General features: G+C 35.3%; 19 protein-coding genes. 13 read left to right on the top strand and 6 right to left on the bottom strand.

Annotated features, from left to right (window positions below):
• Positions 1–39 precede the first annotated feature (39 nt).
• The 3 genes from glmS (at position 40) to GTK47_RS02410 (ending at position 5,229) form a co-directional block, all read left to right on the top strand.
• A complete protein-coding gene (gene glmS / locus GTK47_RS02420) occupies positions 40–1,866 on the top strand; it encodes a glutamine--fructose-6-phosphate transaminase (isomerizing) (protein WP_109394515.1) in 1,827 nt (608 codons plus the stop codon).
• A gap of 813 nt (positions 1,867–2,679) precedes the next feature.
• The gene (locus GTK47_RS02415; RefSeq protein ID WP_165122023.1) at positions 2,680–3,813 is read left to right on the top strand and encodes a M20 family metallopeptidase; all 1,134 of its coding nucleotides are present in this window, start codon (positions 2,680–2,682) and stop codon (positions 3,811–3,813) included.
• Between the two features lie 9 nt (positions 3,814–3,822).
• Positions 3,823–5,229, top strand: a complete 1,407-nt coding sequence (locus GTK47_RS02410) for an AbgT family transporter (RefSeq protein WP_165122022.1) — start codon at positions 3,823–3,825, stop codon at positions 5,227–5,229.
• Between the two features lie 56 nt (positions 5,230–5,285).
• On the opposite strand, the gene GTK47_RS02405 is transcribed toward GTK47_RS02410, so the two are convergent.
• Positions 5,286–5,918 (bottom strand): TetR/AcrR family transcriptional regulator C-terminal domain-containing protein, encoded by a 633-nt coding sequence (locus tag GTK47_RS02405; RefSeq protein ID WP_165122021.1) that lies wholly within the window; start codon positions 5,916–5,918, stop codon positions 5,286–5,288.
• A gap of 118 nt (positions 5,919–6,036) precedes the next feature.
• On the opposite strand from GTK47_RS02405, the gene GTK47_RS02400 reads away from it, so the two are divergent.
• Together GTK47_RS02400 and GTK47_RS02395 are read left to right on the top strand one after the other, a co-directional pair.
• Complete coding sequence (locus GTK47_RS02400; RefSeq protein ID WP_206535875.1) at positions 6,037–7,137, top strand: HlyD family secretion protein; 1,101 nt, start codon at positions 6,037–6,039, stop codon at positions 7,135–7,137.
• The gene (locus GTK47_RS02395; RefSeq protein ID WP_165122020.1) at positions 7,127–8,659 is read left to right on the top strand and encodes an MFS transporter; all 1,533 of its coding nucleotides are present in this window, start codon (positions 7,127–7,129) and stop codon (positions 8,657–8,659) included. Before GTK47_RS02400 ends, GTK47_RS02395 begins: the two co-directional genes overlap by 11 nt.
• A 115-nt stretch (positions 8,660–8,774) precedes the next feature.
• Here GTK47_RS02395 and GTK47_RS02390 read toward each other — a convergent pair whose 3' ends face one another.
• Both GTK47_RS02390 and GTK47_RS02385 read right to left on the bottom strand, forming a co-directional pair.
• On the bottom strand, positions 8,775–9,224 hold the full coding sequence (locus GTK47_RS02390; protein WP_098941542.1) for a DUF411 domain-containing protein: 450 nt from the start codon (positions 9,222–9,224) through the stop codon (positions 8,775–8,777).
• A 515-nt stretch (positions 9,225–9,739) separates the two neighbouring features.
• Positions 9,740–10,135 carry a NirD/YgiW/YdeI family stress tolerance protein gene (locus tag GTK47_RS02385; RefSeq protein ID WP_165122019.1) on the bottom strand — a complete coding sequence of 132 codons (396 nt, stop codon included), beginning with the start codon at positions 10,133–10,135 and terminating at the stop codon, positions 9,740–9,742.
• 361 nt (positions 10,136–10,496) lie between these two features.
• Between GTK47_RS02385 and satP the strand changes: the two genes are divergently transcribed.
• Entirely contained in the window at positions 10,497–11,060 is a 564-nt protein-coding gene (satP, locus tag GTK47_RS02380) for an acetate uptake transporter (RefSeq protein ID WP_165122018.1), read from the top strand.
• Between the two features lie 19 nt (positions 11,061–11,079).
• Here satP and GTK47_RS02375 read toward each other — a convergent pair whose 3' ends face one another.
• From GTK47_RS02375 to GTK47_RS02365, 3 genes are all read right to left on the bottom strand, one after another.
• Positions 11,080–11,664: a rhomboid family intramembrane serine protease gene (locus GTK47_RS02375; RefSeq protein WP_165122017.1), complete on the bottom strand. Its 585-nt coding sequence runs from the start codon at positions 11,662–11,664 to the stop codon at positions 11,080–11,082.
• 95 nt (positions 11,665–11,759) lie between these two features.
• Positions 11,760–12,671, bottom strand: a complete 912-nt coding sequence (nagK, locus tag GTK47_RS02370; protein ID WP_165122016.1) for an N-acetylglucosamine kinase — start codon at positions 12,669–12,671, stop codon at positions 11,760–11,762.
• A gap of 160 nt (positions 12,672–12,831) precedes the next feature.
• Entirely contained in the window at positions 12,832–13,383 is a 552-nt protein-coding gene (locus GTK47_RS02365) for an NADAR family protein (RefSeq protein WP_165122015.1), read from the bottom strand.
• Between the two features lie 1,365 nt (positions 13,384–14,748).
• On the opposite strand from GTK47_RS02365, the gene GTK47_RS02360 reads away from it, so the two are divergent.
• The 7 genes from GTK47_RS02360 to galU all read left to right on the top strand — a co-directional run bounded on the left by GTK47_RS02360 (position 14,749) and on the right by galU (position 26,080).
• Positions 14,749–15,147, top strand: coding sequence for a hypothetical protein (locus GTK47_RS02360; RefSeq protein ID WP_165122014.1), 399 nt, complete (start codon positions 14,749–14,751; stop codon positions 15,145–15,147).
• A 171-nt stretch (positions 15,148–15,318) separates the two neighbouring features.
• Entirely contained in the window at positions 15,319–17,445 is a 2,127-nt protein-coding gene (bcsA, locus tag GTK47_RS02355) for a UDP-forming cellulose synthase catalytic subunit (protein WP_165122013.1), read from the top strand.
• A 2-nt stretch (positions 17,446–17,447) separates the two neighbouring features.
• Entirely contained in the window at positions 17,448–19,799 is a 2,352-nt protein-coding gene (bcsB, locus tag GTK47_RS02350; RefSeq protein WP_165122012.1) for a cellulose biosynthesis cyclic di-GMP-binding regulatory protein BcsB, read from the top strand.
• 13 nt (positions 19,800–19,812) lie between these two features.
• On the top strand, positions 19,813–23,514 hold the full coding sequence (locus tag GTK47_RS02345; protein WP_165122011.1) for a cellulose biosynthesis protein BcsC: 3,702 nt from the start codon (positions 19,813–19,815) through the stop codon (positions 23,512–23,514).
• A 15-nt stretch (positions 23,515–23,529) separates the two neighbouring features.
• Positions 23,530–24,000 (top strand): cellulose biosynthesis protein BcsD, encoded by a 471-nt coding sequence (gene bcsD / locus GTK47_RS02340; protein ID WP_165122010.1) that lies wholly within the window; start codon positions 23,530–23,532, stop codon positions 23,998–24,000.
• A gap of 39 nt (positions 24,001–24,039) precedes the next feature.
• On the top strand, positions 24,040–24,951 hold the full coding sequence (locus tag GTK47_RS02335) for a sensor domain-containing diguanylate cyclase (RefSeq protein ID WP_165122009.1): 912 nt from the start codon (positions 24,040–24,042) through the stop codon (positions 24,949–24,951).
• Positions 24,952–25,120: 169 nt separating this feature from the next.
• Positions 25,121–26,080, top strand: coding sequence for a UTP--glucose-1-phosphate uridylyltransferase GalU (gene galU, locus GTK47_RS02330; RefSeq protein WP_223672818.1), 960 nt, complete (start codon positions 25,121–25,123; stop codon positions 26,078–26,080).
• Positions 26,081–26,114 lie beyond the last annotated feature (34 nt).

The following is a 26,114-nucleotide window of genomic DNA, read 5'->3' as shown; positions in this document are numbered from 1 at the left end:
TCCAAGTGCGAATAAACGCACAGTTTTAGGAATAACACAATGTGTGGAATAGTAGGTGCAGTTGCACAACGCGATATCGCTGAAATCTTAATTGAAGGCTTACGTCGTTTAGAATACCGCGGTTATGATTCTGCGGGTTTAGCGGTTGTGGATAATGACTGTAAAATGACACGTCTGCGTGAAGCTGGCAAAGTGCAAATGTTGGCTGATGAAGCAGAAAAGACACAAGTGATTGGTGGTACAGGTATTGCTCATACACGTTGGGCAACGCATGGTGAACCTTGTGAAGATAATGCGCATCCTCATGTATCAGGTACGATTGCGGTTGTACATAATGGCATTATCGAAAACTACCAAGAACTGAAAGCAGAATTAATTAAAAAAGGGTATCAGTTTGCCTCTCAAACTGACACTGAAGTAATTGCTCACCTTGTTAACTGGGAACAGCGTCAAGGTGGTACATTACGTGAAGTTGTACAACGCGTTATTCCTCAATTACGTGGTGCTTACGGTACCGTTATTATGGATAGCCGTACACCTGAGTTATTAGTGGCAGCTCGTTCTGGTAGTCCGCTGGTGGTAGGTCTTGGGGTAGGTGAAAACTTCCTTGCTTCTGACCAATTGGCTCTATTACCTGTTACCCGCCGCTTTATCTACCTTGAAGAAGGGGATATTGTTGAAATTACTCGTCGCCACGTTCATGTTTTTGATGTGAATGGCAATGAAGTTAATCGTGATACGATTGAATCAAATGTTCAATACGATGCGGGTGATAAAGGTGTTTACCGTCACTACATGCAAAAAGAGATCTATGAACAACCTCTTGCGATTAAAAACACCCTTGAAGGTCGTTTAAAATCAGAAACTATCGATCTCAGTGAGTTAGGGCCTAAAGCTGAAGAGATCTTATCTAAAGTTGAACATATTCAAATTGTAGCTTGCGGGACTTCTTATAACGCAGGTATGGTTTCTCGTTATTGGTTTGAATCTTTAGCAGGTATTCCTTGTGATGTTGAAATTGCATCAGAATATCGCTACCGCAAACCAGCAACTCGCCGTAATAGCTTACTGATCACATTATCTCAATCAGGTGAAACAGCAGATACATTAGCTGCTTTACGTTTATCTAAAGAGCTAGGTTATTTATCTTCTTTAGCAATTTGTAACGTTGCTGGCTCTTCTTTAGTTCGTGAGTCTGAATTTGTTTTAATGACTAAAGCGGGTGCTGAAATTGGTGTTGCATCGACCAAAGCATTTACAACACAGTTAACCGTTCTATTAATGCTGGTGGCATATATGGGACGTATTAAAGGTGTCGCGACATTAGAACAGGAAGTTTCAACAGCATTACATGCATTGCCAAGCCGCATTGAAAGCATGTTATCGAAAGATAAAGTGATTGAAGCGTTAGCTGAAGACTTCTCAGAAAAAAGCCATGCTTTATTCTTAGGTCGTGGCGACCAATACCCGATTGCGGTAGAAGGTGCATTAAAGCTAAAAGAGATTTCTTATATTCATGCTGAAGCATATGCTGCTGGTGAATTAAAACACGGCCCATTAGCATTAATTGATGCAGATATGCCAGTTATCATCATTGCTCCAAACAATGAATTATTAGAGAAATTAAAATCTAATATCGAAGAAGTTCGGGCACGTGGTGGTTTACTGTATGTGTTTGCTGATCAAGATGCAGGCTTTGAAGAAAACGAAACGATGAAGTTAATTTCACTGCCTCACGTTGAAGAACTGATCGCACCGATTTTCTATACCGTACCATTACAGTTGTTGTCTTATCATGTTGCTTTAATTAAAGGCACAGACGTAGACCAACCTCGTAACTTAGCAAAATCGGTTACGGTTGAATAAAAATTAGCTTTTTATAAATAATTTATTGTTATTTATACTTGAACCCAGTGAGATCTTAACAGATACACTGGGTTTTTTATTATATTTATCATATATCTAGGTCTTTAGATATAAGTAAAATTTATTAAATAAGGCTAATGCTGCTCATTAGCAACAACGTCAATAATAATAATCGTTAATAATGATTAATGAGGTTCGCTTAACTTAAAGAAAAAATAACTAAATAAATCCTCTTATTCAATAAGAACATTTATTTATCTTTTCTAGGAATAAAATATTTAATAATAAAAATAAATTATATTTTATAATTTAAAAAATAGTTACAGTAAATATTTTAATGTACTGTTTATATTGATAATTATGTTTTTTATTTTTATAGGCATTCTGTGTTTTATTTGATCTTTTATTATATCGGTATTTTATTTTATCTATATTAATTTGATTTAAAATGAGATTTTTTTACGTTTTATTTGGTTTTATTTTTCTAATTTCTTATTAAAACAGTCAAGCAATGTTCAGGTTAACTCTCTTATCTCCTCTGATCTCTTATTTAAAAATATATTTCTTTAAATTGCATTTATTGGTTGTTTAATTAATTGTTGTTATGATTTTAAAAAATAGATGCAATCATATTAAATATATGTAAAGTTTAAGGTTGTTTTATTTATTAACAACCAATGAAAATTAAAAATTAATGCTAATGATTGTTACTTAGCGTTTTATTGCAGTTTATAAGCGAGTTCTTTCAGGAGAAATAAAGCTCAAAAGTAAGCTAAGAAAAACTGCAAATTATAATTACAAGAGGTAAGAGAAATGCAAAACACAATTAATTCACAATACAATGAAATGGTTGAATTTTTAAAAGAATTAGTGAACACAGAAAGTGGCTCTTATGATAAAGAGGGCGTTGATGCTGTTGCTAATTTACTTATCCAGCGTTATGAAAAACTCGGTTTTGTTGTTGAAATTTTTAAAAATGACAAACTAGGGAATAACTACCGTTTAGTGCATAAAGAAGCTAAAGATCCACAAATTTTCATTGCTGCTCATCTTGATACAGTTTTCCCTAAAGGAACAGTGGCAGAGCGTCCATTTAGTATCGAAGGTACTCGCGCTTACGGCCCTGGCGTTATTGATATGAAAGCCAGTCATGTTCTGACTTATTACGCGATCAATGCACTGATACAATCAGGCAATAGTGCTTATAAAAATGTTGAAATTTTCCTGAATTGTGATGAAGAGATTGGCTCAAAAACCTCTCGTGGTCTAATTGAACAGTATGCCAAGAATAAATCCTATGCCTTAGTGATGGAGCCAGCTCGTGCTAATGGAGCGATTGTGAGTGCGCGTCGAGGTGTGGGAACTTATGAGCTTTTAATTGAAGGTAAAGCATCTCACTCTGGTATTGCACCAGAAGCGGGAATTAGCGCTATTCAAGAGCTCTCTTATAAAATCCAAGCATTGCACGCACTTTCTCGTCATGATGACGGCCTTTCTGTCAACGTAGGATTAATTTCTGGTGGTACATCAGTTAATACCGTTGCACCTAATGCGTGTGCTGAGATTGACGTTCGTATTTCAACCGATGAGCAAGGTGTTGAAATTGATAAACTTGTAAGAGAAGTATGCAGCAAACCTGTATTAGAAGGAATTAAGCTTACACTTAATGGCGGTATTAATCGCCCTCCTATGGTCAAAACTCCTGAAAGTGGTGCATTAATTGACATGATCAAAGAGCAAGCTCATCTGCTTGGTCTTGATATTGAAGATATTTCAACTGGTGGTGGTTCTGATGCTTCATTTACCGCGGGTGTTGGCACTCCTAGTGTAGATGGCTTAGGCCCTATTGGGGGGTATCAACACAGCGATAAGGAATATATTGATTTGCCTTCATTAACTGAAAGAACGGTGCTATTTGCCAATATTTTAAAGCGCTTGTCTCAATAAGGTGAATGTATGGATAAGAATAAAAAAATAAAGTGGGCTATGCCTGATGCTTTTATTATTATTTTTGGCATCGTTATCTTAGCGGCTATTGCGACTTATTTAATCCCAGCAGGAACTTATGAACGCGAAACAGTAAATGGGCTAAATCGTGTTGTACCGGGTAGTTTTGGTTATGTTGACCAAAATCCAGCTTCATTAATGGATGTTTTTTATGCTATTCCTGTAGGATTAAAGCAGTCAGCGAGTATTATTTTTCTGATCTTTATGATTGGTGGTGCAATTGCTATTTATGATAGAACTCGCTCTATTGATTCAGGGATCAATGCGTTAATTGTCAAAACAAAAGGTAATTATCAAGCACTGATTATTACCGTTGCGTTTATATTTGGAATGCTTTCATCATTAGGATTGGCTGCAAATGCGGTTATTGCTTTTATTCCAATAGGAATAGCCCTTTCGCGTTCGATGAAATTAGATGCCATAACGGGAGTTGCTGTTGTTTACCTAGGATATTATGCAGGAAATGCAGTCGGTGTTTTAGACCCTACTATTTTAGGTACAGCACAAACCTTAGCTGAAGTGCCTTTATTTTCAGGTGTGATTTTTAGAATTGTATTATTCTCAGTTCTGATTGTGGTCACTATTGCTTATATTGTTTGGTATGCAAGACGTATCGCGAATAATCCAGCTAAAAGTTATATGTATGGACTAGCAGCAGATGATCCTGATTATGATGCTAACAAAGATCAAACCGTGGACGGTACTTTCTCTTTAATGCAGAAATTGAGTCTTGTGGTCTTTATTGCATTTATTGGATTGTTTTTATACGGTGCATTTGAATATAAATGGGGAATTGAGCACTTATCTGCCATCTTTATTATGATGAGTGTTGTGGTTGCGGCGATGTTTAAAATTGGCCCTAATGACTATATAAAAACCTTTATGAAAGGCGCTCAATCCTTAGTTTATGGTGCATTAGTCGTCGGTATTGCTAGAGCTGTGATTGTTATTTTAGATGAAGGTCGTGTACTGGATTCTATTGTTCAAGCCACACTCGTTCCATTACAGCAAACCTCTCATTTTTGGGGAGCGCAGTTACTTTATTTCTTTAATTTATTATTCAATTTATTAGTAACATCAGGAACTGGACAAGCTTCTATTGTGATGCCAATTATGGTACCTATCTTAGATATCTTGGATCTCACTCGCCAAACTGGTGTATTGATCCTTAAGTTAGGTGATGGATTTACTAACATTATTACACCAACATCTGGCGTATTAATGGCAGTATTGGCAGTGGGTAAAGTGCCTTGGACTCGTTGGGTTAAATTTGTTTTCCCAATATTGCTCATTTGGACGGTGATTGGTATGGCAGCAATTGGTATCGCAACCGCTATTAGCTATGGCCCTGTCTGATTTATAAAATAAGAAAATTAAAATAGCCGCATATAGTAAGCGGCTATTTTTTTAATTTAATTAATTTGATGCTGAAAACCGAGTAATAATTGCTCTAACCCAAATTCGAAACGGCTTGTAAAATCATCGGCAAAAAGCACATCTCTTGCTTGCCAAGTTTGAGGGAATTTATCTTGGACTAATTGCTCAAATGCTTCTCTTTTATTCATTAATTCTACTTTTTCAATGAGCATAACGGATTGTTGTTCAATACAACATCCTAAAATAAAATAGAGTAACGCCATTGTCATCTTGCTGGCTAATTGAGCAGAAGCACCTGACTGCATAATTGCATTAATAAAAGTATTATTTATACGTAATACATTTTCAGAAATGACATAAGTACCTGCAAATACTCTTGCTCCGTCTCGATGAAGTAAAAATGCGTTTCTTAAATCACCAGAAAGACGTGCTATATCTTTTTTCCAATCATTATGAAATTCAAAATCTATAGCAACATCGCTGACTATTCTATCCGCGATCCCTTCAATTAACGTCTGTTTGTTATCAAAGTGCCAATAGAGAGAGGCTGCTTTTATCTGTAAAGCATCCGCTAGTTTACGCATTGTTAAGCCTTCAATACCTTCTGTTTCTAGTAATGTAAGGGCGGTATCCAATACTTTCAGCCGTTCAATTTTAGGTGTTTTCATAAATAATTCTCATTTTCTTCTTTTCTATCTAACAATGTTAGTTTACCATATTTACACAACCTAACAATGTTAGATTGAGGGTTGAGTGAGTGGAAATATCGTTATTTGGGAATGAAATATGAATAATATGCCATCAAGAAAAGAAAAAATAACAGAATTTATAATGACTTATACTCCTTGGATTGCTGTCATTTTAGTTATTGTATTGATTACAACTGCAACGTTAGATTGGGATAAATGGTGGAGTGATGCACGATATCAATCCACTGATAATGCCTACATAAAAACAGACCCTACAATATTAAAATCAAGAATGACGGGATTTATTTCTGAAATAAAAAAGGAGGATTATCAGTTTGTGAAACAAGGAGATATTATTGCTTTTATCAATAATAACGAACAGTTACTTAGTAAAGAGGCTGCTATTGCTGAGTTTAAAAAAGCACAATTACAGCTTAATAATTTAAAAGAAGAGATAAAAGCGTCTGAACTTAATATCGAAACTTTACATAATCGCTATGAAGCGACTGTCATTGATGTCGCTCAAGCGAAAAGAAATCCTTTATTACGAAAAGATTTGATTCGAAGTGGGGCTATAACTCAACAAAATTACCTTGACGCTCAATCTGATTTACAACGTTTAATAAAATTACAAAGCGCAGCTAAAAATGAATGGGAGCAAGCTAAACAATCATTGGTATTACTTAAAGCTCAAGAAGAAATACGTCTAACAGAAAAAAATATTGCTCAAACACGTTATCAACAAACAGAAACAGAACTTACTTATACAAGAATAGAAGCCCCTTTTGATGCTCAGTTAAATAAAATAAAAGTCAATCTTGGTAGTTTAGTTACACCTGGCACAGAAATCGTCACACTGACTCCTTTAAATCATATTTACATCATTGCGAATTTAAAAGAGACACAGATAAAAAAAATTCTTCCTGAACAAACTGTTTCTATCAATATAGATGCTTTTCCTAATGAAACATATCAAGGAAAAGTTCGTTATATTGGCGCGCAAAGTAGTGGCGAATCGGCACTAATTCCTGCCGATAATACGAGTGGCAATTTCACTAAAGTTGTTCAACGTATTCCTGTTTACATCACTTTTGATAGTAATAATAAATTATTAGCTAAATTGCGTGCTGGTATGTCTGCCGAGGTAAAAATAGACACAGAAAGCTTATCTATAGAGGAGGTTGATAATGACGCTTAATTTCTTGTCAGGAGCACAAGAAAACAGACCTTTATTTATAGTATTTTCTGTTTTTCTTGGTGCGATTTTATCTACGCTATTTATTCGTATGTTTTCTATGTCTTTAGCTGATTTACGCGGTATTTTTGCTCTAGATATAGTGCAAGGTTCTTGGCTAAACGTAGCAATTAATTCTGCTCAGTTAATCAGTATGACATTAGTACCTTGGTTTATGGTGATTTATGGTGCTGAGAAAATATTAATTAGCTCAAGCTTGTTATTTTTTTTCTGTTGTATTTTGGTCTCTAGTAGTGGTGATTTTATTGGGCTACCTTTTTTATTAATACTGCATTTTTTGATTGGTTTTTGTTTGGGAGTCTATTTGCCAATGACAATATCTTTGGCATTAAGAAGTTTAAATCCTAATGTTTGGCTAATCGTTATGGCGGCTTATAGCCTACGAGTTTCAGTCGGAATGGATGCAGGAGTAGGAATATCTGGTTCAATATTCGAAATATTAAATTGGCGCTGGCTCTATTGGATTTCAATGTTATTTTCGTTAGCTATTATGTTTTTTGCTTGGCGTGGAATGCCAATTACACCTATCAATAAAGAGCAACTTGCACAAAGTGATTGGGGAGGAATGACATTAAAATGTCTAGGTTTAACTCTATTATATATTAGTGTTATTCAAGGTGAATTACTTGGATGGTGGGATTCAGGACTAATTATTTCTTGTTTACTTGGTAGCGCTATTTTAATACTTACTTTTATTATTAGAGCTGTAACTTATAGCAAAAGTTTTGGATATTTAAATTGGCTTACAAATTATAATTTAAGGGTCTGTTTTGTCATTGCTTGTTTATACGGTTTTTTAATGTTGCCTAATTCATTATTAGTGCCTTCTTTTTTGAGTATTGTTGCAGGCTTTAAAGCACAACAAATAGGAGAAATAAGCAATGTTGGTTTTATTACCTATCTTCTTTGTAGTCCTCTAGCCATTATTATCGCACGTCGGCTAGAACCTCGTTTAGTGGTGATGATCGGAATTACTATTATTGGTGTTTCTTGTTTACTTGGTCATCAAATTACTTATCAGTGGAGATCGGACGATTTCTTTTTGCTTATTGTGGTACAAGCTATTGGAGAATGTATTTTATTAATTGGTTTAATTGCTTCATTTGTGACCAATATTAAACCCAGTGAAGCGTTGCATCTTGGGGCTTATATTTCAATAGCAAGAGTATTAATGCCAGCGCTAGCTGGGGCCTTAATGAATACGTATTTAAGAATATCTTATGATACACATCAAGGGTCATTAAGGGGTTATGTGCAAACAGGGGAGCAAAAACTATTAGGAAAGGGGCTTGATAACGTTCAAGATGTCATGGCTTTAATAACAAGAGAGTCTCATGTTGCATCCTTTATAGATGGATTTCATTTAATAACATGGTTTGTTGTTTTAGGATTGATTTGTCTATTTTTTTTAAAACCTTCACCTGCTAATCCTATTGTGCCAACATTATTTACTATTCAAAAATAAAACTCTGCCTGCAATCGATAACAGGCAGAGGAAAATAGCACTATCGGAGAGATATATCGCTATTAAAACAACATACAGTAAAAATAAAACTAACTAAGAAAAATAAGTAAAAAAACTAGTTGTAAGACTTAAATAAAGATTGGTTACCTGATTTATCAAAAGCGATAACTTGGTAAGGCTCTTTATAATCACCGGCATACATACCTAAACTTCCCGCAGGCATTCCCCCAACAGCAATACCGGATTTAGATTTATCCACTAAGTCGATATTTTTTAAGCTATCAACCGGGATATGTCCGACTAAGTCTTTACCTTGATAAGTCGCAAAGTGGCAACTTAATAAATTATTAGGTACACCTGCTTGTTGGTACTTTTCCATTAATTGTGTTTCTGAAACGATATTCACTTTAACGTTAAAGCCAGCTTCTTTTACACCATCAGCCCATAGAGTACAGCATCCACAACTCTCTGTTTTATAAACCTCAACAACATTATGGTTAGAAGCATAAGCTGTACTTGTAAAAGCAGAGATTGCAATGATAGAAGGCAGTAATAACTTTTTCATTGTTAATTCCTTTCATTAAGTTGATAGACGAAACAATAATCTTTCCCCCTACTGGAAGGTCAATTTAATTAAGGTATAAACGCGTAGAGTTTTGTAAAAAAATATTTATAGAAAACAAAGGTATAAATAATATTTTATTTATCTTTTTTTGATGTTTTTCGAGAATATGACTTGATATAAGTAGAAAAAAAGCCTGCATAGCAGGCTTAAAATGGAGAAAACAGGGTAAACGTAGAGTAGTTAGGATGTAAACGACTATGAGGGTATCTCATGAGTTAAATCACCTCTTGCGAAGAGTGGTTGTGCTTTAACTGGTAATAACTATAAACCTAAACTTAGCTTGAGGTTAAAGCGGAGAAATTTGTATAAAGGATCCAATTTTATTGATTAAACTAAAATATAAAAAAGTAAAAAAGTAAAAAAGTAAAAAAGTAAAAAAGTAAAAAATAAAAAGCTAATATATTTCAATATATTAGCTTTTATAATAATCAGGATAATTTTAATTTAAAGACAAATTATTTGATAATGGTAATTTGTTTTACGTCGATCTCTGTACTTGTCCACTCTTTATCAACTTTACCTTCAATTCTGACCGTATTCTCAGGTGTGACTGTTTGTCCGCGCCATCTTTTATTATCAATATCTACATTGATACCGCCGGTGCTATCTTCAAAAATATACAGCTCATCGCCAATTTTTTTGGTAATTTTGCCCGTTAAGATAACCCAAGTGTCATCGGAAAGATCTTTTGCTTTAGCAACAGTCGTTTCACTAATAGAAGGGCCTTTAAATCCACCTTGTTCAATAGTGGATGCTTGAATAGAGCCTTGAAAACCACCTTCATGTGTTGTACTTGCTTGAGATGCAAAAGCCAAAGTACTACCGATTAATAATACAAGTATTTTTTTCATAACAAGCTCGCTTATAGGTTAATAATTCAACTAATTAATGTATTAGATTTTATTTCATTTCTATGTATAAAACTGCATGTTAAGGTAAATTTAAGTATTAATGTATCAACTGATTGATATTAACCTTTAAATTATAGACCTTTATTTTTAATTGTTCTTTTTGGTGATATAAGCATCTATCACTAAATACTTCTTTTCTTTAAGTTAAATCCACTAGTTATTTCCCCTTGGGATCAGTGCTAGCAGTTATTCAAAAATATACCCTTTGGGATCATTGTTTTTAGACCTATTACCTCTTATCATCCAGCGCCTTCAAATTTTTTTTAATTTTCCCCTATTATTTTTAGAGGTTTTAGGTTTTATGACTAACGAACGCATTGCCAATCCGGGTCCATTAGGTTTAATGGGTTTTGGTATGACAACGATTTTGTTGAACATACATAATGCCGGTTTTTTCCCTGTAGTCTCAGTCATTATGAGTATGGGAATTTTTTATGGTGGGATCGCTCAAGTTATTGCTGGAATTTTTGAGTTCAAAAAAGGCAACACTTTTGGCGCCACTGCATTTACCTCTTACGGCTTCTTTTGGATAACATTGGTTGGAATTTGGTTATTACCAGTGATGGGTTTAAGCGAGCCAACAACACCTCTCTTTTTAGGTGTGTTTTTAGCGTTATGGGGAATTTTTACCTTTTTCATGTTTATTGGCACGTTAAAAGCTAATAGAGCGCTACAGTTTGTCTTTTTAAGTCTGACAGTTTTATTTGCTTTACTGGCGATAGGAAATATCACTGGCAATGCGCTGATTTTAAAAATTGCAGGTTTTGAAGGTATTATTTGTGGTGCCAGTGCTTTTTATCTTGCAATGGCTGAAGTATTAAATGAGATGTATGGCAGAACAGTACTGCCAATTGGTCATAAGTAACCGTTTTATAGAGAAGTGGCTATTTAGCCACTTCTACTACTTGGCTTTTACGGCGAATTAGCTTTCTTGCACACCATGCATAAAGTAACCCTGCAACAACACCTGAAATATGTGATTCTGTTGATACACCTAATTGTCCTGGGATTAATCCGTAGGCCATTGATCCATAATAGAATAAAACAAAGAGTGCGATCACGATATCGATGATTTTACGTCGAGTAAAAGCGTGGGCAATAAGCAAAGACCATAATCCAAAAATCCATCCACTTGCACCAACATGAATGGCACTTCGCCCAAAAATCCAAACTAATAAACCACTTACGATAATAATAAATATACTTGATAACACATATTCTCGTAGAGATTGTGTCATAGATAAAAAGCTAAGAATAAGAAGAGGGAGTAGATTACTAAATAGATGAGACCAAGATCCATGAATAAAAGGCGCGATAAAAATACCAATTAAACCTTCACCTGTTCTTGGAATAATACCCCATTGAAGAAGAGAGATGGGGAGTAGTGAGTTAATAAGTTGAAGTAAGACCAATGTGATAGTTAACCCACCAAGAAAAGTGAGTCTTTTTCTAAACCAAATCTTATCCATAACGATAGCCTTAATAATGTGATGGCGCTGATAAAACACTATAAGCTATAAATAGAAGAGCCTTTAATAAAAGAAGAAAGACTCTTTTTTATTTATCAGTCTAATAAATTAAGGCAAGCAGCTCCACGAGCGCCACCTGCATCACCATGACGTGCTTTTTCTATTAATGGAATTTGTGCATTTCCATAAACACAGTGTGAGAGATATTCAGGTAATAGCTCATACAGTGCGTTAAATTGAGATAATCCACCACCAATAACAATTAAATGTGGATCCAGTACAGTAAGAATATTGCTAAGGTAAATCGCAAGTACTTTCATATAGCGATCAACATGTTCTTGAGTTTTTTTATCGCCTGCATAATATTGCTCAACAATATCAACTGCTCTTTGTGGGGCATCATTGAAGGCTTTATACATGCGTTCAAAACCACGGCCCGATAAATAGGTTTCAAAACATGCTTTTTTACCACAACCACAAATAATTTTTGGCATCGTTTCGCCGATCACGTTATCTGCATCTACATTCAGATTCATATGACCGATTTCACCAGCAATCCCATTCTTACCAGACAATACTTTGCCATCAATAACAAATCCGCCGCCCACTCCCGTGCCTAATATAAGACCTAATACAGAAGGGTAATGACGAAACTCAGGATCCCAAGCTTCTGATAAGGCAAAGCAGTTAGCATCATTTTCGACTTTAACGGGTCTATTGAGTATATGTGTGAGATCGTGAACCATAGGTTTGTATTTAGCTGCCGGAACATTAGTGGTAAACACTGTTCCTTCTTTAGCATTCACAATACCAGGAACACCCACACCGACTTTTCCCTTACAACCTAGTTCATTGTCAGCTTCTAAAGTCAGTTCCTTAAAAACATTCAATAGTGCCTGATAGTCATTTTTAGGTGTAGGAACACGTTTTTGCCATACTTGAGTTAAATTTTTATCAAAAACGGCAAGCTCAATTTTTGTGCCGCCCATATCAAAACCATAATACATATCAGTCTCTTAATTATTCTGTAAATATTATTTATAGCAACGACAAGATTGTGTCGTTGCGTGGCCATTTCTATTTCAGTCAATACTTAAGTTATCTCTACTGCTTATATACACTAGGTTAAAGAAGAACAGTGATTGGTGACAGTTGAGTTTTCTTTATCTATTGATTACTACCTTCAGTCAAAACACTACGTACTTTCATTAGAGCAAAGCCTAATAAATTTAATCCATTCCAAAGAAGAGGATTATTAATTTCGTTATCCTGCTCACTTAAACCGACTCCCCATATTTTATCAACGGGGCTTGCCTCAACAAGCACACGATTGCCTGTTGAAATCAGAAATTTACCGAGTTCTTCATTTTGGGAAAATTTAGCGATATTGGCACGAATAACAATATCCATACGGTGTTGTTCCCAAATGTTTTGGTCAAATCCTTTTACTTCTCTACCTAATGCTTTTGCTGAACCTGGGTTAGAGGTGGTAATTATGCGCTCTCTGACTTCTATATCATTAAATAACCTTGCTTTTTCAGCCATCATATAGTGCTCAGCGCTGGCATAACGTACTTCATCTAATGTAAAAGGTGCTGGATACCATTGGCTAAAGCAACTTTTTGCTATGTCATTACCTTTACTTTTGTGTCCCCAAAAGTAAACGAATTTTATTTTCTTGCCAGTGCGAAATTCTTTTTTTAATTGTTCTAAATCCATCTTTTTTTCCGTTATGTTGAATACTCCTAATTCACTTAATAAAGATAGCATAGAAGTAAAGAAGGATAGAGTGCCTTTTTGCTATTCTGTGAATAGGTGAAGCGATTCCGCTATTTTAAATTATTTGTATTAAATTATTCTTAATTTGATTGGTTTTTGTTAAATGATAAAAAAAATAGAACTTAGTTTCTTAGGATTACTCTTAAAAAACTTCATGTAAAAAATATCTTTATTTATATGCTTACATAAAAAGATAATCTTAAAATGATATTACTTACCTAGTAGAAAGGTGTAGTTAATTAAGTATTCTTAATATAAAAAAGCGTAAATATCGGTATTTATACTAATTATTGGTATTTATAACTAAATTTATACTTATTATATTTTAAATTCAATAACTTATGATAATTGGTATCCTTTTTTTCATTGTTACATTTATTGTTTGAACTACATCACGCTTGTATGTTTGTTAAGCTAAGTTAACAATATCATTTTATAGGTAAAATATCGCTTAAGTTAATTATTCTGGAATACAGGTTATTCTTAGCGGTATTTACTATAAGTAAAAAATAAAACTCATCATAGAACGATAATCTATTTTTGTCTTTTATTTGGAGGTTTTTTCCTAAAACTTAACCAAAGCTGATGTATTTTATTTTCTCTTAATAAAATGAAACGGTCGTAATATGACAAAAAGCAATAAACTCACTTTTTAGGTGTAAAAAAGAAATCTATTTTGATGATGATCAATATGAATAAATAATGTTTTCTATTTTAAATTATTATTTTTTAGTCTTTTTTAGAATAGAATAAAGAGAGTTTATTAAAATTGATCTTGTTGGGTTCTTTTATTTTTAGAAGAAATAATATCAATAAATAATTATTTTAGAATTTTATTTTTATAAAATTTATACAAATTGTTATTAGTTAACTCTAGTTATTATCTGGTTTTTAAACTTGTTTTTTTAGGTGAAAAAGATGCTGTTTTTGGTAGTGATAATAAATATTAAATTAAGTAAAAATACCCATTTTTATAAAGTAAAAATGAGTACCTTTTTACTTTTTACACTTTTTTTGATGTTGTCTTTTTCATTAAAATAATTATACAATTTAATTTAAATAATCATTGCTCCTAATCGGATGATGCTTATTTGTAATTAAATAAATCGATAATTATAAGATTGTTTTACCCTACATAGTTGATGTTCATTAATTGATGATTTAATGAGAGTTTAAATATGAATTTATAAAGATATATTTTTAACTTGTTGTGAAAATTATCTATAAGGTTCTCTCTTCCTTATTTTGGATGAGCATCAAATTATTGAACAAGGTTTAGAGTACTGTTATTAAAGGGGCCACACTATGTATGATGATATTAGTAACCTAAAAGATAAGTTTCAGGAAGATGCCTTTGCTTTTCAGGAGTTTTCTTCCTCTACAATACAAGATGTTGATAATAAAATAGAAGCAGTAGTTATAAATAAAGAAGATAATAATAAAATTAGTAATTTAAGTAATAATACGTTTTCTGAAACTTCACTTGTTGTGAAAAACGAACCAAAACAGCCTGTTACTTCATCGTCTATCCCTTCTTATCACCAGGATGCTTTAGTTGTTAAAGCAAAGAAAGACAATTTAATTAAGAGTAAGCAAAATTTGTTAGCAGATAATAAAATATTTGATAGCAAAGAAACGGATAGAGCTCATGCTCATGAAAATATATCATTAAAAGATATATTGTCATTTATTGCCTCTGTCTAATCTAAATAAGCAAGACTCTTTGTGTAAATAAATAATATTGACTGGTGTCAATCTTTAGCCATTGTTATTTTATTTTTTAAGATAGGTTTATTTCTTTTCGATATTTATTAATGTCGATGGGGTGCCTTTGTCTTAAGAAAAGATCTATGGCGATGACAAAGGTATGGGTTTATGAATAAAATATTTAAAACATTAATTACGGCTTTTCTATTGATAACAATGTTTTCACTCATTGTTATGCCAATGAGCGCCGAACAACAATATATATTCGGTATTATCAATATATTGCTGTTATTTGTTATCGGTTTTAAAAAATCAAAAAAACGATTGTTAACAATGGTTTTTATTTCATTGTTGATGTCAACGCGTTATCTCTACTGGCGTGCAACAAATACCTTAAATTTTAATACAACTATCGAGGCTGTTTTAGGTAGTGGTTTATTTATGGCTGAAATTTATTCTTGGATAATATTAGTCCTAGGATATTTCCAAACATCATGGCCATTAAATAGAAAAATAGCACCTTTACCTAAAGATATTTCTCAATGGCCTACTGTTGATATTTATATTCCAACTTATAACGAAAGTTTGGATGTAGTACGTGATACCGTCTTAGCTGCACAAGCTATCGATTATCCACAAGATAAAATGAAAGTTTATATATTGGATGATGGTAGCCGTGAAGAATTTAAACAATTCGCTGGTGATGTTGGTGTAACTTACATTGAACGTGAAGTTCATGATCACGCAAAAGCGGGTAACTTAAATCATGCGATGGGATTAACAGACGGTGAGCTAATTTGCGTTTTTGACTGTGACCACATCTCAACACGTATTTTCTTGCAGGCAACTGTCGGCAGTTTCCTTGAAGATCCAAAATTAGCGCTGATCCAAACTCCACACTATTTCTACTCACCAGACCCATTTGAACGTAACTTAAGTGCGGCTAAAGATGCACCGCATGAAGGCGCACTTTTCTATGGCCCAGTTCAACGTGGTAATGATAACTGGAATGCGACATTCTTCTGTGGTTCATGTGCTGTTATGCGTCGTAGTGCCCTTGAAGAAATCGGTGGTATCGCTGTTGAAACGGTAACTGAAGATGCACACACCGCACTTAAATTACAACGTTTAGGTTGGAACTCTGCATTTATTGATATTCCTTTAGCTGCCGGCCTTGCAACAGAACGTTTAGCATTACACGTTAACCAACGTATCCGTTGGGCGAGAGGAATGACACAGATATTCCGCGTTGATAACCCAATGTTAGGTCGTGGTTTAACATTTCCTCAGCGTTTATGTTATCTCAATGCCATGCTCCATTTTCAGTACGGTTTACCTCGTATCATCTTTTTGACTGCACCGTTACTGTTTATGTTATTTAACCTAAATATTATCGCTTCATCCGCTAGCATGATATTTGCCTATGCGTTACCACACTTAATCATGTCGGTTTATGTAAACTCGAAAAATATCGGTAAATACCGTTACTCTTTCTGGGGTGAAATTTATGAAACCGTCATGGCATTTAGTTTGGTATTACCTACTTTACTAAGCTTAGTTTCACCAAAATTAGGTAAATTTAACGTAACAGATAAAGGTGATTTGCTTGATAAAAGCTATATGGATTACCTCACTGTACGTCCATTAATTATTACTGCACTTCTTTTGGTTACTGGGATTTCATGGGTTGTTATCCGTTACCTATTAAATGACTTCCAAGGTATTGACCCACTGGTTATTGTTTTAAACCTTTCTTGGGCAACTTACAGTTTATTTATCATTCTTGCTTCTATTGCCGTAGGTAAAGAGACTCGACAAATTCGTAAGCATACACGGATCAATGCATCTCTCCCTATTACCTTACATTTTGATGATGGTGCTGAGTTAACGACAACCACGGAAGATATTTCAATGGGAGGTGTTCGCCTCGCTGTGAATAAGATGTCTGAACTTCGCCAACGTAATGTCACTTCAATCACTCTGAATGTACAACGAGATGAAGTTACTGTTCCTGTTGATATGGTGAGTTTAGAAAGCAATCAACTACGTCTTGAATTCTTGCCTATTGATTTAAATCTTCGCCGTAAATTAGTGCGTATTGTCTTTGGTCGTGCTGATGCATGGATCCATCAAGCGGATTATAAAGACAAACCATTTAAAGAATTGGCAGGCATTACGCGTTGTATCTTTGAGTTGTTCTTTGGTCGTCGCCAAAAAGTGAAAGCACCAGCAACAAGAGCGAAAGCAAAAGCAAAAGCCTCACTCTCTGTGCAATCTATTAACGGGGATGACTAAGCATGAAAAAGAAACTGACATTAATGCTAAGCCTAACGGCGATGGCGATCGCAAGTATTAATCTTTCTCAAGCAGATACCGGAATGTTAGAGCTAGGAGGGGAGCTTTTACCTGATCCAACTTCTTATACACATTCGCCAGTGCAACAAAATGCGAATAACCCGATCCAATTTGAAAAGGGTGTATTGTCTGAAGCGCGTAATATCGAAGAGCAATTAACATTGGCACAGATGGGAAATCCATCACCTATTGTGTTATCAGGAAGAAAATTACTTTCTGGTGTGACGTTTAATATGGCAAACGATTTATTTATTGATAACGCCACATTAACGATGAAAGTGAAAGCGTCTCAAGGATTAATTCAATCTGATCAAACACTTCACTTAATGCTAAATGGTCAACCTATGGGATTTCTACCTTTAGAAGAAGGTGGGCAAGAGCATGAATATGTTTTAGAAATCCCTGAAATGATGCTGACGAATGTAAATAACCTCAGTTTTCGTTTAGCCAATCGTGATGCATTGGATGAAAATCAATGTATTCCTCCATTGGCTGAAGGATTAAGTCTGGTTATTTCACCAGATTCATCATTAGATTATCGAGGTCGCTGGATTAATGGCGGGTATAGTCTGGAACGATTGCCCCTACCGTTCTTTGACCCTGACAGAATGACGGCGACCTCGTTACCTATCATATTGTCAGATAAACCTGACCATGCAGAGGTAACAACAGCAGCCATTGCTGCATCATGGTTTGGCAGTTTTAGCCACGATATTAAGCAAGTTGATTTACCTGTTTTAATGAATCAGTTACCTGAAAGTGATGGTATTTTAGTCGGTTATTCAGGACAGACTATTGCGGGTATTACACTACCTTCAGGAAATAGTGGGCAATTAACCATTGTTGATAACCCGGTCGATCCTGTTTTCAAATTATTACTGATCAGTGGTGATAATGAGAAATCTCTTCGCCAAGCAGTATGGGCGTTAAACAACGGTAAATTGCCACAAAACGATCACTTAGTGGTGCCTTCTCAAGCGCTTGCTATGCGTAAAGATTATGATGCACCTCGTTGGTTAAATACCAACAAACCTGTTCCGTTAAGTCAAATTGCTAATGGTAGTGATGACTTCTTGCGTCAAGGTATTAATCATGCACCGAACCAGTTTTCGTTTCGTGTCTCTCCCGATCTCTTTTGGTGGGATGGTGATGCGTTACCTTTAGATTTGAAATATGTTTTCCCTCATTCGGATAAACTAAATAGTCGTCGCTCTTCATTGATTGCTTCTTTGAATAACCAATTCTTAGGTGCATTGTATCCGTCGCGTTCAGAACCTTTAGGTATGTTAAGACAATGGTTGGGAATGGAGAGTGAACAGCAAAATAGCACGCTCTATTTAAATCCTCGTCAGATCTACAGTCAGAATCAATTGCAGTTTTATTTTGACTTACGTGAACCTGAGGATGCTCCTTGTATTTTAACGGATGGCAGTAGCTTAATTAGCCAAATTGATCCGCAATCAACGCTGCAATTTAAAAATACTTGGCACTATTCAAGAATGCCGAACCTAGCTTATTTTTCAGGGGCATCATTCCCATTTAGTCGCCGTGCGGATTTTTCACAAACCACTCTGCTATTACCTGAAAATCCAACAATCGAAGAGCTCTATACCTTAGTGAACTTAATGGCGAGATCAGGTTATGCCACCGGTACACCAGTTTCTCATGCATCAGTTTTCTTAGGTGCCAAAGAGTTTGAGAAAAATAACCTCTCTCAACACGATGTGTTAGCGATTGGTTCATTAAGTAGTGAAGGTTTTTTACCCTCTCGTTTTTCACAACAAACGTTCTCATTTTTAAATAAAAACGTTGAAGTCAAACCGCAATCATTAATTGATAAAGCAAAAGGTTGGATAGCTGGCGATTATTTATCTCAAAGTGGTGATGCTGCAAGTTACTTATCTTCAGTGAAAGATTGGCGTGGCATGATCAGTTTTATCTCACCTTGGGCAAGCGATAGGGTTGTCGTATTAGTCACTGCTAAAGGTAATGATTCGATAAAAAACATTATCAATGATTTAAATTTAGCTCAAATAAATGCAGCGATTAAAGGCGATATCACACTTATTAGTGGTAAAGATACCGTAAAAAGCTTTCATTTAGGTGAACACTTCTCACAAGGTGACTTACCTTTCTTACAGCAATTCCTTTGGTATAGCTCTAGACACGTCTATTTGCTGGGGCTTTTAGCGGTTGGTTTTTGTGCGTTGACGGGCTTCGTGACTTATTACTGGTTACAACGTCGTTCAATTCGTCGTTTACATCAGATATCACAGCATCGTTCAGACAAATAAGGGGGAATATGAGATGAAAAATCACGCACTTAATATCATCGTTAAAGTCATCTATGCAGGTTGCATTCTAGGGGCTTCAAGCCAAGTACAAGCAACTGCAGTTGAGGCAAATACAGCAGCAACTGATCCTAATATCGTCAGTTCTCTTATTGAACAAGCTAATTATTGGCATGGTAGAGCGCACGATGAGCGAGCAGTAGAAGCACTGCAAAAAGTACTGATTATGGAAAGCAATAATCAGGATGCACTGTATTTAATGGCGTTCTTTACTGCGCAACAAGGTAATGAAAAACAAGCAACTTATTGGCGAGAAAAACTTGCGCAAATTGCACCGCAAGATCCACGAATTGAAGGATTAAAAAACATCCGATCATCACAATTTAGTGAACAACAATTAGGATATGCCAGAGAGTTAGCGAAAAAAGGGCAACACGAAGAAGCGATAAAAGCGTACCAACGTTTATTTGTAAGCAGTGAGCCACCTGAAACACTGGCGTTAGAATATTATCAAACGATGGCAGGTGTACCCGCATTGTTGCCTCAAGCCATTACGGGATTAAAGCAACGTGCTGCATTGATGCCTGATAATAAAGAAACGCAAAAAGCATTGGGATTAACATTAACTTATAACGAAGAGACTCGTCGTGAAGGGATAACTATTTTAGGTAAAATTTCAGGTGATGAGTCAGCCAAAAAAGGTCTGCGTCAAGCATTGTTATGGTTGAATGTTCGTCCTGATGATGACGTGTTATATAAAACCTATTTGCAAGCAAACCCGAACGATAAAGCGGTGGCAGAGCATTTCCAAGGCGCTATTCAAGGTAATGCACGCCAAGCCGGTTATACCGCATTAAACAAAGGTAAATTGAAAGAAGCTGAAGGTTATTTCAAACAAGCTTTAGCGTCAGATAACAATGATGCGCAAGCCTTAGCGGGTTTAGGTTATATCGCATTACGTTCAGGTGATTTAACCACAGGTCAGCGTTTATTAAATCAAGCTGCGCAATCGGGTGGTGAACAAGGTAGTAAATGGAAGCAACAAGCGGAAGATGCGGGTTTTTATGCGCAATTACGCAGCGCACAACAACGCGCTAAACAAGGAAATATTCAACAAGCTATCGAACAATTAGCTCCATTAACCAATGCTTCAGGTGAAAAAGGGTTATCTGCCAATTTATTACAAGCTGACTTATTGCGGAAACAAGGTAATTTACCTGCTGCTCACCAATTGCTGTCAGGGCTTTATCAGCAAAATAGCCGTAATGAAAAAGTGATTTCTGCTTATTACTATTTATTAGTTCAGGAAGGACAGAATACGAAAGCAGAACAATTACTGGCTCAACAATCGGCTTCTTTGCGTCAAAAATTAACTGCGAATACCGATCCTTCTGAGAAATTACGCCGTGAAGCACAAAAAGCGTTAGAAAATGGTAATCGTGTTCAAGCAAGACAATTACTTTTACAAGCACAGCGTAAAAACCCGCAAAATAACTGGGTTTACCTTGATTTAGCACGCCTAATGACGGCTGATGGCGACAGTATTGGCGCAAAAAATATTATTTCACAGCTACAAAACCGCAGAACAAGAGATTCTGATTATGTGGCATCTCTGTTTTATGTTGAGCAAAAAGAGTGGGATAAAGTTTTTAACTTACTCAGTAGCCATAATCAACAAACTGAAGCTGAGAAAGAGCTATTACAGCGTGCTCGTTTCCATCGCCAACTTGCGCAAGCTGACCATTATCGTCAGGCTGGAAACCTTGTAGCAATGCGTAATATTTTACGTCCATTAATTAATCAAGTCGCTGATTATCCAAATGATGTGGGTGAATTAGCAGAGAAATTGGTTAACAGTGGACTAAACGATGAAGCGTTGCAATTAGTTGAAAGTGATATTGCAAAAGGCACTAAAGGCTCAGTAGGTAACTACGTAGGCCACATCAACGTTCTCAATGAGTTAGGTCATTATACACAAGCATCTAGCTTGATTAATGATCCTGCTTTACAGCAAGAAACACCCATTGTTGAGAAAAAACGTTTAGAAGTTGCTACTAAAGTTGCGCAAGCTGATAGCTTACGTGAAAAAGGCGAAATTAAAGCAGCTTACGACACGTTAGTCGTTGCTTTAAAAGTATCACCTAATGATCCTGATTTATTAATGGCATTAAGTCGTGTTTATTTAGCGCAATCAATGCCTGAACAATCAAATAAAATTCTTTCTTACTTAGAAAAAGAGCAAGGAAAAGATAGCAAATTAATCCAAGCTCAAATTGAAGTGGCATTAGCTCAGAAAGATGGAAGAAAAGCACAGCAGTTGTTGCAGCAAATTCCTTCATCTTCACAACCGGCTTATTTATTACAAGCTGCACAAATTGCGCAATTAAATGGTGAAAATCGTAAAGCATTAACATTATTGCGTAGTGCGCAATGGCAAAACAGTGATAGCACATTGAAAACTTCAGCAGGCCAATTAAAAGCATTAGGTGACAGTGATAATGCCACGATTGCGGGGTCTATTTATGAACGTAAAGAGATGGCATCGGTTCAACGTTCTATTCGTGAGCTAGAAGAGAAAGTCTCACCTTGGGTACAAGGCGGTGTAGCTATACGTCATCGTAATGGTGATAAAGGATTATCTAACGTCACTGAAATTTCAGCACCAATGAGTATTTCAAGTGTACCTGGTGAAGAGTTCCGTTGGGAATTTAGTGTTAACCCAGTTTCGATGACAAGTGGTTCGGTTTCGGGAGAAAGAGCTAACCGCTTTGGTACTGGCCAGCTTCAACATGCTGAACGCTTTGCTAAGAATAGCGATAACCATGATGAGAAAAACAAAATTAATGCTGATGAAGCAGGTAGCCAACGTGCTTCTGGTGTTGAATTAGGACTGCGTTTATCAGACAAGGATGTCAGCTTCGATGTTGGCTCAACACCATTAGGTAAAGATACGGCAACGGTTGTCGGTGGTCTCACATATTCACCTCAAATTAGCCAAAATGGACAATTAACACTGACCGCAGAGCGCAGGGCCATAAAAGATAGTCTACTTTCTTATATGGGGCGTACTGATCCAATGACTGGCGAAAGTTGGGGCCGTGTAACTCGTAACGGCGCTAAAGTTCAATATGCTTGGGATGATGGAAAAATTGGGGCTTATGCTGGTGGTGGCTTCTATAACTACGAAGGTAAAAGTGTTGCGAGTAATGATGAAGTGAAAGCGTGGATTGGCTCTTATGCTAAATTCTATAAAGATGATCAACAAGAAGTAAAAGCAGGTGTGCATGTTGATTATATGAACTTTAGAAATAACCAAAACTACTTCTCTCTAGGACACGGTGGTTACTTTAGTCCACAAGACTATGTGTCTGTTTCATTGCCTGTTGCTTATACCCGCCGTTTTGAAAAAGGTGAAGTCTCACTAAATGGTGCAATAGGGATACAAAGTTATAAACAAAAAGGCAGCGATTATTTCCCTACACATGGTTATATGCAAAATGCATTAAATAAAAAGAATGCGAGCGATCCTCGTATTAAATCTCAGTACGAAGAAGAAGACGAAACGAATTTTACTTACAGATTAGGTTTAGACGCGAAATATTATTTAAACAAAGAAACCGAGTTAGGTGTCAGCTTATCGCATGATACATCGGGTGATTATGCTGAAGATAATATGTGGTTACATTTAAAATATACCCCAGACTTCCTGTCTAAATAATTAAGGAGACAAATAATGAATAAGCATGACAGTGATATCTTACAATTACCTTTTGAAAGTGGCTGGCAAGATCTAACTCAATTATTATTTTTTCAAATCTTAAATGACAATGATATTTCTACTGCTGGAAATAAATTAAGGAATATAGGTAAAGATATTGCCTTACGTTATCCTTTACCTGAAAGCGAAAATATTCAATTACTTGAATCATATATTAATCGCGTATTAACACTATTTAAATGGGGTTTTGTCACAATATCTCCTGCAATGAGCGAACTTTTATTGGTTCATTGTGCATGGCCTCATTTTACGCAAAGCCAAGATGATGCTCAGTGGCGTGTTGCTAGTGCCAGTGTTTTAGAAGGGTTATATGAAGGCTGGTTAACGAATCAAGGTGGTAATGCCAAAATGCAAGTGCATCGTCAATCTACTGATGCAAAAGATGTCTTTATTTTCCGCTATGCGCATAACTCATCAGCCGAATAATAATATATATGCTTTATTGATGAGCATCGGAGGTCAAAAATGAATGAAATGATATTTAATGATGATAATTCTAAATGCTTATTAATAAAGCAATTTACTAATAATGTTTTCATGATGTTAGTAACAGATGTTAATGGCATCATTATTTATGCAAATGAAAAATATTGTGAATTTAATAATGTTCACTTTGAAAATATAAAAGATAAAAAATACAGCTTATTTAACTTAATTGATGATAATCAAATTAATTGTTGTGTAAATGGTAATAATGATAATAATGGAGTTTATCGATTAGAAGCCAAGAGAAATAATAATGCACAACAAGATGTATGGGAAGATATTAGTATCATCCCCGTATTTGATGAAGATAATTTAATTTCTCATTATGTGTTTATTAGCTTAGATATTACTGATAAGGTAGAGCTAAGAAACGATTTGTTTAATAAAAGCTATATTGATTCATTAACTGGAATATCTAATCGATTAAGTATTGTTGAAAAAATCGAAAATGAACGCTTAAATATTTCACAGCCATCTTCATTTTGTCTCGGTATTATAGATTGCGATAAATTCAAATCTATTAATGATCAATTCGGGCATCATGCTGGTGATAAAGTATTGTGTGAAATATCAAAACGATTGTCACAATTAGAAAATAGTGAAGTCTATTGTGGTCGGCTTGGTGGCGATGAGTTTGCTGTGCTTTTCCCTAAAGGATTACGTTCTTGTTCTGTGATTTTGTTAGAAATAATAGAATCACTTTGGAAATCAATGGAAAAGCCCATCGATATTAATTCGGATTTTATGTTAACCCCTTCAATTAGTTTAGGTATTGCTGAATATCCTAAAGATGGGAAAACGTTATCTGAATTATTAAAATCTGCAGATGAAACACTTTATTCTATAAAAGAAAAGGGTGGTAACAAATATGGATTTTATTCTGGATTTTAAATAGAAAAATTTTTAAATAAAGATATATAAAAATAACGTTATCTCTTTTTAACGAAGAGGGAGGTGACTGTTTTTAAAATATATCTAGCATTCCTGATGAAATATAAGAGTAATTTTAAAATAACACTAATTATTAGTTTTAGATAAATATCTATTAGAGGATTTTATTATGATGAAAGCGGTTATCCCTGTTGCTGGATTAGGTACTCGTATGTTACCTGCAACGAAATCAATTCCTAAAGAAATGCTGCCAATCGTTGATCGCCCTTTAATTCAATATATTGTTGAAGAGTGCGCTCAGGCAGGCGTTGAGGAAATTATTTTAGTGACTCACTCTTCTAAAAATTCAATTGCGGATCACTTTGATACCAGCTTTGAATTAGAAAATATGCTGGAACAGCGTATTAAAAATAAATTATTAGAAGAAGTACGTTCAATCTGTCCTGACAATGTCAAGATTGTTCAAATTCGTCAAGGTCACGCTTTAGGTTTAGGTCATGCAATTTGCTGCGCACGTCCAGTTATTGGCAATAATCCATTTATTGTTTTACTGCCCGATGTTTTATTAAATGCACACTATTGCGATCCTCAACATGATAATTTATCAGCAATGATAAAACGTTTTGAAAAAACAGAACGTAGCCAAATCATGGTTGAACCTGTGCCAATGAGCCAAGTGCAACAATATGGTGTCGTAGATTGTGAAGGTGTTTTCTGTCCTCAAGGTAATTGGGCTCCTATTCGCCGTATTGTGGAAAAACCAAATCCTGAAGATGCGCCTTCTAACCTTTCTGTTGTTGGCCGTTACGTTTTTTCTGAAGCTATCTGGGAATTATTAGACGGTCTACCTGCTGGCGTAGGCGGTGAAATTCAATTAACGGATGCGATTGATTTATTATTGAAAAAAGAAGTCGCTGAAGCATATACCTTAGTGGGCAAATCACATGACTGTGGTAATAAGCTAGGATATATGAAAGCCTTTGTTGAATATGGCTTACATAATTCTGCCTTAAAAGAAGAATTTGCTTCTTGGATGCAGGACTTTTGTGAAAAAACATTGTTACCCAAAACAGAAGTCATAGAAGAAGATGAAGTAAGTGAAGCACAAAAGATAGTTGCTATCTTTTGAGTTTATCTTGAAATAATATGCAATCTGCCGACCG

This window comes from Proteus sp. ZN5, from assembly GCF_011046025.1.
Lineage (GTDB): Bacteria > Pseudomonadota > Gammaproteobacteria > Enterobacterales > Enterobacteriaceae > Proteus.
This window is presented reverse-complemented; position numbering and strand designations above follow the sequence as displayed.